General features: G+C 43.3%; 10 protein-coding genes. 8 read left to right on the top strand and 2 right to left on the bottom strand.

Features of this window, described 5'->3' with window-relative positions; genetic code table 11:
- Positions 1–383: 383 nt before the first annotated feature.
- Complete coding sequence (locus L2717_RS08960) at positions 384–1,154, bottom strand: hypothetical protein (RefSeq protein ID WP_220775188.1); 771 nt, start codon at positions 1,152–1,154, stop codon at positions 384–386.
- Positions 1,155–1,618: 464 nt separating this feature from the next.
- Here L2717_RS08960 and L2717_RS08955 point away from each other — a divergent pair, with 464 nt between their 5' ends.
- From L2717_RS08955 to secF, 7 genes are all read left to right on the top strand, one after another.
- Positions 1,619–2,215, top strand: coding sequence for a PepSY-associated TM helix domain-containing protein (locus L2717_RS08955; protein WP_246611741.1), 597 nt, complete (start codon positions 1,619–1,621; stop codon positions 2,213–2,215).
- A 16-nt stretch (positions 2,216–2,231) separates the two neighbouring features.
- Positions 2,232–2,744 (top strand): DUF2271 domain-containing protein, encoded by a 513-nt coding sequence (locus L2717_RS08950; RefSeq protein ID WP_220773212.1) that lies wholly within the window; start codon positions 2,232–2,234, stop codon positions 2,742–2,744.
- 45 nt (positions 2,745–2,789) lie between these two features.
- Positions 2,790–3,608, top strand: a complete 819-nt coding sequence (locus tag L2717_RS08945) for a DUF4198 domain-containing protein (RefSeq protein WP_220773213.1) — start codon at positions 2,790–2,792, stop codon at positions 3,606–3,608.
- Between the two features lie 318 nt (positions 3,609–3,926).
- Complete coding sequence (gene greA / locus L2717_RS08940; RefSeq protein ID WP_076496403.1) at positions 3,927–4,403, top strand: transcription elongation factor GreA; 477 nt, start codon at positions 3,927–3,929, stop codon at positions 4,401–4,403.
- A gap of 384 nt (positions 4,404–4,787) precedes the next feature.
- Complete coding sequence (locus L2717_RS08935) at positions 4,788–5,387, top strand: hypothetical protein (RefSeq protein ID WP_428847844.1); 600 nt, start codon at positions 4,788–4,790, stop codon at positions 5,385–5,387.
- 241 nt (positions 5,388–5,628) lie between these two features.
- Positions 5,629–7,443 carry a protein translocase subunit SecD gene (secD, locus tag L2717_RS08930; RefSeq protein WP_220773214.1) on the top strand — a complete coding sequence of 605 codons (1,815 nt, stop codon included), beginning with the start codon at positions 5,629–5,631 and terminating at the stop codon, positions 7,441–7,443.
- 2 nt (positions 7,444–7,445) lie between these two features.
- A complete protein-coding gene (gene secF, locus L2717_RS08925) occupies positions 7,446–8,375 on the top strand; it encodes a protein translocase subunit SecF (protein ID WP_220773215.1) in 930 nt (309 codons plus the stop codon).
- Between the two features lie 93 nt (positions 8,376–8,468).
- On the opposite strand, the gene yhbY is transcribed toward secF, so the two are convergent.
- Entirely contained in the window at positions 8,469–8,768 is a 300-nt protein-coding gene (gene yhbY, locus L2717_RS08920; RefSeq protein ID WP_076496407.1) for a ribosome assembly RNA-binding protein YhbY, read from the bottom strand.
- Positions 8,769–8,858: 90 nt separating this feature from the next.
- Here yhbY and rlmE point away from each other — a divergent pair, with 90 nt between their 5' ends.
- Positions 8,859–9,488, top strand: coding sequence for a 23S rRNA (uridine(2552)-2'-O)-methyltransferase RlmE (rlmE, locus tag L2717_RS08915; protein ID WP_076496408.1), 630 nt, complete (start codon positions 8,859–8,861; stop codon positions 9,486–9,488).
- Positions 9,489–9,497: the final 9 nt, after the last annotated feature.

Raw genomic sequence — 9,497 nt, 5'->3', positions numbered from 1 at the left:
TAACTAGGGCTAGGATATTGGGCTTGTTCATACTTTGTAAGGTTAGAAAGTGACGACTTATTAGATCATATAATTAAAGTAATTGGTATTATTTGTTAATAGATTATTCCTCTCTGTTGTTATGTTTATGCCACCTTTATTGGGTCGATAGATGCTCAATAGAAAGTATATCGAGTATGACAGGAATTTTAGTACAGGTTAGTGCAGGGGGAACTAGGGTTTGAGTAAACGAAGTTAGTCAGCAAATGTAGAATAGAGCGTTTGAGGGTCAAATAAGGATATTGATAGATGAATAGGTACTGAGATAAAGCAACAAAAACCACAGCACCTTTTATATTCGGCACTGTGGTTATCTATTTTATGGTTTGTTTAAAAGCAGGTAGCTATTTTATTTCCGCTGGAACCGCTGGAACCGCTGGAACCGCTGGAACCGCTGGAACCGCTGGAACCGCTGGAACCGCTGGAACCGCTGGAACCGCTGGAACCGCTGGAATCACAAGCATTGCAGGTGTAGTGACTTTTGCCGCTGCTTCAGTGATATTGGTTGGCATTGCTGCTCCCTCCATTACTGTCTCTTTTACATCAGCAACACCTTGAGCTGCGTTAACACCGCCGCTGGCGATGGAGCTAACCGCGTCAGGTATTGCTAACTGTTGTTGCACTTGGCTGGTGCCAGCCTCTAATGCTTTTTGTTGTAGCTTCTGTGGATCGGTATAGTCGGCTAATTCTTTTGGCCAGCTCGGAACCAGTTTTTCTGTTTGATTACTCAATTGTTCAGAGATGATTAATGGCGCGCTGCCCTGCATTAGCATTACTGCCATTTGGTTTGTATCTGAGTTCCATACAAGGCCTGCTTTTTCAGCCATTTCGGGTACCGGAGTATACGTCGATACTAAATAGATGAGCGGACCTTCTTGCTGAATTTTGTCTGCGGTTTTGAGTAAAGACAATGTAGTGTCGTAATTTTTACCCAGCAATTCACGCATACGGTTTTTGATCAGTGGTTGTTCAAATAAGCCGACATCATTGGGATCTAAACCAACAAGCGGTTTGAGTAAGGCCCACATTAGTTGACCTTGGGGTGACATTAATAATAACGGAGCAACACAGGCGTTGAGCATTAGCGCTAGCCATACAATGTGCAAACAGCGCATTTTTTTGAGCAGAGATGTACTCAAGATGATAATTCCTTGGGAGTACCAGCAAGTCGCCGGCGGCGGATTGTAGCCGATTGGCATGAGGTAAACGAGAGGGAGCGAAAAGTAAATATTAAGCTTAAAAAGTTACGCGCATATTAAAATTTATCCCTTTCAATTTAAACAATATTTATAGGTGTAATATTAAAAAATCTGTTGCTAATTTAATCGAAGGTTATGCTTTGTGAATGCTAAATGTCGAGTTATCTGTAAGCGCTTTATTTTTAATGCTTATTTACTAGCTTATTTTTCAGCATCGAATATGTAAAGTTTGTAAAGTTTGTTCTATTTGATAATCGATCTCATTTAATCTCATCGCATTAAATTAGGTTAATGCGGCTTATCTAAACCCATAGGCTGCATAGATAAAAGTAACCAAGCAGGCATTACGCATGTTTATGGTTGCCTTTGAGATAGCGTCATTGAAATTAAGAGTCAGTAAGTCGTCTTTATCTTTTGCCCGTATCATCCACGTGTACGTGTCTATGGCTTTGTTGTTACTGATGCTGTTTTTCGCAGTAACCGGCATTACGCTGAATCATCCAAATTGGTTTTCCCAATCTGATCAGGAGCCAGTACGCGAGCAAGCCGTTATTCCGAGCTATTTACAACCTTTTGATACACAGGACCCGCAGTGGCGCTTAGCTGCTGGTCATTGGTTGAAGAGCGAGTGGGCGATGGATATCGCTACCGCCGATATTGCTGAGGATGAAATTAGCCTAGTCAATAAAGGTCCCGGTACCTACCGCAGTGTGACACTGGATTTACTCGACGGAAAGGCCTATGTCGAAACCTTAGATTACGGCGCTGTAGCCGTGCTCAATGATTTACATAAAGGTCGTAATACCGGCATTGCTTGGGCTTGGGTACTGGATCTCAGCGCTGTACTGATTGTTCTATTTTCGCTTACGGGCGCTTATTTGTTATTACCTCAAACTAAGCGTCTTAAAAAGTCATTGCTATATATGGTGTTGGTTAGCAGTAGCTGTGGGCTGGTATATGTTTATTTTGTTCCATAAGGAGTTTAAATCGAGTATGCGTCATCTTATTCGTATCATTGCAGTGAGTGCTTTATTTGCCAGTTCTGCTGTATTGGCAGCCCCAAAACTGACCGTTGACTTGACGTTACCAGAGATTACTGAAGGCCAATACCATAGACCTTATGTGGCCGTTTGGGTTGAGGACGCTAAAGGGAAACCAGTTAAAACCTTAAGCCTTTGGGTGTGGGATGAAGGCCATAAATGGTTAAAAGATATCCGCCGTTGGTGGCGTAAAGCGGGTCGCGAAGATATGAGTTTTGTCGATGGCATTGCATCGGCTACCCGTCCAGCAGGTCACTATAAAATCGATTGGGATCTAAAAGATGAGTCAGGCAAGTCAGTCACACTAGGTACTTACACTGTGTTTATTGAGGTAGTACGTGAGCACGGTGGCCGTGATTTAGTGCGGCAAAACATTGATTTAACTGCGGGAGACTTTGCTGCACAGTTACCCGCGACCACAGAAACCGGCGTTATCGACATACGCTTAAGCGGTATGGCTCATTAAGCCACTGCAATTGATTGTTTAACTTCTTTAATTTAAGGGAAAAAGATGAAATTACGTCTTGTGGCATTATTAGGTACTCTGTGTGTTAGTCCATTGGCGAGCAGCCATGATAGATGGATTTTACCTAGTCATTTTAACGTGTCTGCAGAAAGCCAAGAAACAGTGTGGATCACCTCTGATGTATCGGCCAGTAATCAAGTGTTTATGATGGATAAGCCTGTTACTGCCAGTGATGTGCGTATATCACTACCAAGTGGCGATTCAATTTCCCCTAGTTCAAGTTATACCGGTGGACGTAAATCGGTATTTGATGTGCAGCTGACTCAAGATGGGACTTATAAGTTTGAAAAAGAAGTCACACCGCGCTACTTCTCTCGCTATAAAGTGAAAGGAAAAGAAGGTTTTGTGCGTAGTCGTTTAGATAAAAAAGCAACGGCAGCCATAATGCCTAAAGATGCCTATGAGTTAGAAGGATCTTTAAACGTGTCACGAGTGGAAACCTACGTCACTCGAAATAAACCAACTGACAAAGTATTGGCTGCAAAGGGCGAATTTTTAGAATTAGTCCCCGTGACTCATCCAGTCGATATCGTTGAGAATGAACCCGCTACTTTGCAGTTTGTGTATGATGGTAAGCCAGTTGCTGGCGTCAGTGTTGCTATTATTAAAGACGATAGTGTATATCGTAACAAACCTGAAGAGATGGAATTAACATCTGATAAAGACGGTAAAGTGGCGATGACCTTGCCTACTGCTGGGCGTTATCTTTTACATGCTTCAATTGAACGCCCAAGTTCAGATAAAATCCTTGCCGATAAAACGGTCAGTGAAATATTTTTAACGTTTGAAGCTGGTTTAGAATAGTTATGTATTTATTGCTATAACCAGACTCTGCTTTATATTTAATGCTCACAGAGCTTTGTAGCGAGTGGGCATTTTTGCATTTAATAGCACACACATCAGTGATGATTAATTGACGAGCGATTTTTATTCTATCTGGTTCGCGGATTTAGATTTCATTACTGGTAACTGGGTTTAAGGTTGGGTAAGCTGCATAACTGTATTGTTGTTGATGCATCAAAAGCGCATAACGATTAGAATAGCGCAATTCCACCCCCATTTGACTGTGTTGACCTTAGCGTCGACACGGGTTGCTTTTGTTTTAAAGGAGACGAAAGAGCTATGACTAAGGTTCCTATGACAGTTGTCGGTGCAGAGCAGCTGCGTAAAGAGTTAGATATTCTCAAGTTTGAGCGCCGCCCAAAAATCACAGAAGCGATTGCCTCAGCGCGAGAGCTTGGCGATTTAAAAGAAAATGCGGAATATCATGCTGCTCGCGAAGACCAAGGGATTTGTGAAGCTCGTATCCGTGATATTGAGGGTAAGTTATCTAACGCACAAATTATCGATGTCGCTAAAATGGTGAATAACGGCCGAGTGATTTTTGGTGCAACTGTGACGATTTTAAACCTTGATACTGATGTCGAAGTCACCTACCGCATAGTCGGTGATGACGAAGCGAATATTAAAGAAAATCTGATTTCGGTCAATTCACCGATTGCCCGTGGCTTAGTGGGCAAAAATGAGGGTGACGAAGTGTCTATTACTACCCCTGGTGGCGTGACAGATTACGAAATTATCTCAGTACAGTATTTATAATTTGCTGATGATATCGTGAGTGTGAGTCACGAATTATCCAAAACCGCCCTAGGGCGGTTTTTTTGTTATTGGCAAGCTAAGGCCGCTGGTCGCTTAAAGCTTGAGTTTAAGGTTTGTGCTTAATGTCTTAATTTAAGATTGGTTAGGGATACAGAGCGCATTTAGATAAGATGGACAAAGATTAATTTGTCTCTAGATGGACTTTTACCTAAGCTGCAACTTTAGTAAAAAGCAGTAAAATTATTATGTTGACTGTATTTGGGTTGCGTATTGTTGATTTTACGTCAATTGAGCGGTTTAACCTGAACCATTTATTTAGACCTACGGTTGAGCGCCAAACAGTTCAGTTATATGGGTTTATCTTTTTTATTAAGAGGGCACGTTTTGGTCAAACATTGGCGTACGGGATTGATGTTAGTTTGCGTGGCGATCATGTTGATTGCGCACTCTGCTAGCTATACGCCAAAAATCTATAGCCCAAAAATATATGCACAGCAAAGTGATCCTGCTAGCCATAGTGCTCAGGTACACTCGGTTAAACTTGATAACTTAACTCCTAATATAAAACCAAGTACCGATACTCTGAATTCGCCTGATACAAACGCGATAGCCCAATCGAATGCACATGTCGTTAAAAGCTGCGGCACATTGAATAACAATGTTACTGATGCCAGCAGTGTCGATTCTGTAACCTCGCCAACACCCTGCTCAAGCTCTGATTATATGGGCCACTCAGATGACCTAAATTTTGCCCCCATAAATTCGCCACGATTTATCAGCCTTGCCCAACATGATGTGCGTGAGGTTAAACCCATTTATCGACTCGCGATAGACTTAACCGTCGAGCCCACGCCTAATTTGATTGAATCAATTAATGTTGATATCACATCCGATTGGACGCTCACAGCAGTATCTTCTCCCGCCCTCATTTCGGGTTGGAAAGTTTCAAATCTTCAATATCGTTTTAGTCAACAAGCCGCTTAACTCGCCTATTTAGGTATGTCGTCAACGGGAGTTCGCTCTTATTGATGTTCCATACCCGTGCATTTTTGTTCTCACCGAAACCTTTTTACAGCTTAATTTGCTGTGATGACTTGAATCTAGCTTGTCCTTAATTTGGGTTAGTTTAGCTTGCGAGTGCTCAATGACATGTTTCGGACTGATATCAATATGTTCGCCTAGCTATTTGATTTAAATGTGAGGCGATAAATAACGAGTTAATCCCATGGAAATAAAACCCAATAAACGGTTGCTAAATCACTATGCAGCTTGGAAATATATAGTCCTTATTGTCACTGTCATAGTGATGTTACTCAGTGCATTGCCTACGTATTATGGTGAGGATGCAGCGGTACAAGTCGGCGCTAAGGCGGGCTTAACACTCACGCCGGTAGCGCTTCGGGATAAGCTGCAAGCTGAAGGCGTGACGGTAAAACGTATCGACCAGAAGAATGGCGAAACCCTGATTGTCCTCGATGAGGATAATCAACAGACCTTAGTTAAAACGTTGCTTTCGTCTATGGTTACAGAGCCAAAAGAGTTGACCTTATCCCTTGCCAGTGCAGCGCCAAGTTGGTTGCAAAACTTAGGTTTTCAGCCGATTAAACTCGGACTCGATTTACGCGGTGGCGTGCAGTTTTTACTTGATGTGGATATTGAGCCTGTGTACCAAACACAGGCTGAGGCGCTGGTCGATTCGTTACGCCAATTTATTCGTGAGCAAAAAATTCGTGGCGCTAGTGTCCATTTAGATCAAGTTAATCAGTTAAACCTCACTTTGCCTGATAACGATGCCCGCGTCGCTGTGCGTCTGATGATGAAAGAATCTTATCCTAATTGGCAATTATCTAACGTTGATGGCGCAAGTTTACAGGTTAAGTTGAGCCAAGAAGAACAAACGAAGCTGCGTAATTTGACGGTACAACAAAACTTGCAGGTGATGCGTAGTCGTATTGAAGAGCTCGGTATTACTGAGGCATTAGTGCAGCGCCAGGGCGACCATAGAATTCGGATTGAGTTACCTGGCATACAAGATCCAGCAGCTGCAAAAAATGTGATTGGTGCAACGGCGAGCCTGGCCTTTTTTGAAGTGAAAGAGTCAGGCTCGGTAAATACTATGGTGCTTAATGACAAGTCGGGTAAACCTATTTATGTGAGCCGCACGCCGGTGCTTGGCGGTGATCATATTGTTGATGCGAGGGCGAGTTTAGGTGAGATGGGCATGGCCGAGGTGAATATTAATCTCGACCGTGTCGGTGGGCAGAAAATGTCTGAGTTTTCCCGTGCTAATATCGGCAAACCAATGGCGACGTCTTACAGCGAATACAGCCGTGATGAGCAAGGTAAGGCCAAGCAAACTCAAGAAATTATCAGCGTTGCGACCATTCAATCGCAGCTGGGTGATCGTTTCCGCATCACTGGCGCTGGCACTTATCAAGAAGCGCAGCAATTAGCCTTATTACTTAGGGCTGGCTCAATGACTGCGCCAGTAACGATTGTTGAAGAGCGCACCATTGGCCCAACACTGGGGGCTGAAAACATTGAAAACGGCTTTGCCGCGCTGGGTTTAGGTTTGGGCATTACCTTGTTGTTTATGGCGCTTTGGTATCGCCGTCTTGGTTGGGTGGCAAACATAGCACTGATTTCTAACATGGTGATCTTGTTTGGCCTATTGGCGCTAATCCCTGGTGCAGTATTAACGTTACCCGGCATTGCCGGCTTGGTGTTAACTGTTGGTATGGCGGTCGATACCAACGTACTGATTTTTGAGCGAATAAAAGACAAGTTAAAAGAAGGCCGCAGTTTTGCACTGGCAATTGATACGGGCTTTGATAGCGCTTTTTCTACTATTTTTGACGCTAACTTCACCACTATGATCACCGCTGTGGTGCTGTATTCTATCGGTAATGGCCCAATCCAAGGTTTTGCCTTGACCCTCGGGCTAGGCCTATTAACCAGCATGTTTACCGGTATCTTTGCCTCAAGAGCGTTGATCAACTTAGTTTATGGACGTGATGCTAGTCGTCATGTGAGGGTATAAGTATGAAGAGTATCAATTTAACGGGTCATTTAACTCAGTGGCGCTATGCCTGTAGCGCTATCTCGATTTTGCTGATGATAATGTCATTATCGATTATCGGTGTGAAAGGATTTAACTGGGGGCTAGATTTTACCGGTGGCGTAGTCACTGAAATTCAGCTCGACAAAAAAATTACCAGTAGTGAGTTACAGCCTTTGCTTAACGCCGCCTATCAGCAGGATGTTACTGTTATTTCGGCTAGCGAGCCGGGGCGTTGGGTGTTGCGTTACGCTGATATCATAAGTACCGATATAAAAAGTGTCGATACCGAGCAACATAATGTCGATATCCAGCAGGTATTAGCGCCGCTTCACACTGAAGTACAAGTACTTAATAGCAGCATTGTGGGGCCGCAGATTGGCCAAGAGTTGGCGGAGCAGGGTGGTTTGGCGCTGCTAGTCGCTATGCTGTGTATTTTAGGTTACTTAAGTTATCGCTTTGAATGGCGACTTGCATCTGGCGCTTTGTTTGCGCTATTGCATGACGTGGTATTTGTATTGGCGTTTTTTGCACTGACGCAAATGGAGTTTAATTTAACGATATTGGCAGCGGTGCTGGCTATTTTAGGCTATTCCTTAAATGATTCGATCATCATTGCTGACCGTATTCGTGAATTATTGATTACTAAGCCAAGTCTGGCGATTCAACAGATTAATAATCAAGCGATTGTGGCGACATTTTCTCGCACTATGGTGACATCTGGGACAACTTTAATGACAGTGGGGGCGCTGTGGATTATGGGCGGTGGTCCATTGGAAGGTTTTTCAATTGCGATGTTTATTGGTATCTTAACCGGTACGTTTTCTTCTATTGCTATTGGTACCTCATTGCCTGAGTTTTTAGGCTTAACACCTGAGCATTATAAGGAACAAGTCATTGCTGATACGCCTTAGGACCTAAATTGAAGGTAATACCTATAGCTGCAAAAACAAAGAAGCCACTTAAATAAGTGGCTTCTTTGTTTACACAATAAAAATCAAGAAAAATTACTTTGCCTTTGGCAAAGCAACTTTCATTTCTGGTGATTGACGATAAATCACCAGAATATGACCAATAAGTTGCACTTTTGCAGATTGAGTTTCACGTACTATGGCATCAACGATGGCATTTTTTAGCTCTCTGTCGGCAGAGGCTACTTTCACTTTAATCAATTCATGATAAGCGAGTGCGCTTTCAATTTCAGCGAGTACACCTTCAGTCAATCCATTGGCACCAAGCAGCACCACTGGCTTTAGCATGTGTGCTAAGCCTTTTAAATGCTGTTTTTGTTTGGTTGTTAAGTTCATTTCTACCAACTTTTGCTGAGTTACTGTTGAAAAGCGGCTATTCTACCCTTATATAACCCTTGTGTAACTCTCAATTGTTGCGGATTTTAAATGTCAGGTAAAAAACGTACGGCCAGTTCTAATCGCTGGATGCTAGAACACTTTGATGATCATTATGTTAAACTCGCACAAAAAATGGGATTACGATCTCGCGCTGCGTTTAAGCTTGAGGAGATCCAACAAAAGGATCAACTTATTCGCCAAGGTATGACAGTAGTTGACTTAGGGGCCGCGCCGGGAGGCTGGTCTCAAGTGGCGGTTAAGTTAGCAGGAGATAAAGGCAAGGTCATCGCCTGTGACATTTTGCCAATGGATCCCATCGTTGGGGTAGACTTTTTGCAAGGGGATTTTCGTGAAGATAAAGTCCTTCAAGCATTGCTTACCCGAGTCGGTGACGCTAAGGTTGACGTTGTGTTGTCTGACATGGCGCCCAATATGAGTGGTTCAGACGGTGTCGATCAACCGCGCGCCATGTATTTGGTGGAACTAGCATTAGATATGTGTCATCAAGTTTTGGCACCCAACGGCTGTTTTGCGGTGAAAGTCTTTCAGGGGGAGGGCTTTGACGAATACATGAAAGCGGTAAAAGAAGCGTTTAAAGTAGTTAAAACACGTAAACCGGACTCTTCGCGGGCGCGTTCCCGTGAAGTCTATCTTGTGGCGACTGGTTACAAGTTGTAGTAATCTAGC

Origin of the sequence: Shewanella glacialipiscicola (assembly GCF_023283485.1) — a bacterium.
In the GTDB taxonomy this organism is placed as follows: domain Bacteria; phylum Pseudomonadota; class Gammaproteobacteria; order Enterobacterales; family Shewanellaceae; genus Shewanella; species Shewanella glacialipiscicola.
The sequence above is the reverse complement of the archived record's forward strand: the minus strand, read 5'-3'. Positions and strand labels throughout refer to the sequence as shown.

What these genes read in the sequence shown, in the direction of transcription:
- L2717_RS08960 (WP_220775188.1), bottom strand. Translation starts at nt 1,154, where the DNA reads ATGCGCTGTTTGCACATTGTATGGCTAGCGCTAATGCTCAACGCCTGT.
- L2717_RS08950 (WP_220773212.1), top strand. Translation starts at nt 2,232, where the DNA reads ATGCGTCATCTTATTCGTATCATTGCAGTGAGTGCTTTATTTGCCAGT.
- L2717_RS08945 (WP_220773213.1), top strand. Translation starts at nt 2,790, where the DNA reads ATGAAATTACGTCTTGTGGCATTATTAGGTACTCTGTGTGTTAGTCCA.
- greA (WP_076496403.1), top strand. Translation starts at nt 3,927, where the DNA reads ATGACTAAGGTTCCTATGACAGTTGTCGGTGCAGAGCAGCTGCGTAAA.
- secD (WP_220773214.1), top strand. Translation starts at nt 5,629, where the DNA reads ATGGAAATAAAACCCAATAAACGGTTGCTAAATCACTATGCAGCTTGG.
- secF (WP_220773215.1), top strand. Translation starts at nt 7,446, where the DNA reads ATGAAGAGTATCAATTTAACGGGTCATTTAACTCAGTGGCGCTATGCC.
- yhbY (WP_076496407.1), bottom strand. Translation starts at nt 8,768, where the DNA reads ATGAACTTAACAACCAAACAAAAACAGCATTTAAAAGGCTTAGCACAC.
- rlmE (WP_076496408.1), top strand. Translation starts at nt 8,859, where the DNA reads ATGTCAGGTAAAAAACGTACGGCCAGTTCTAATCGCTGGATGCTAGAA.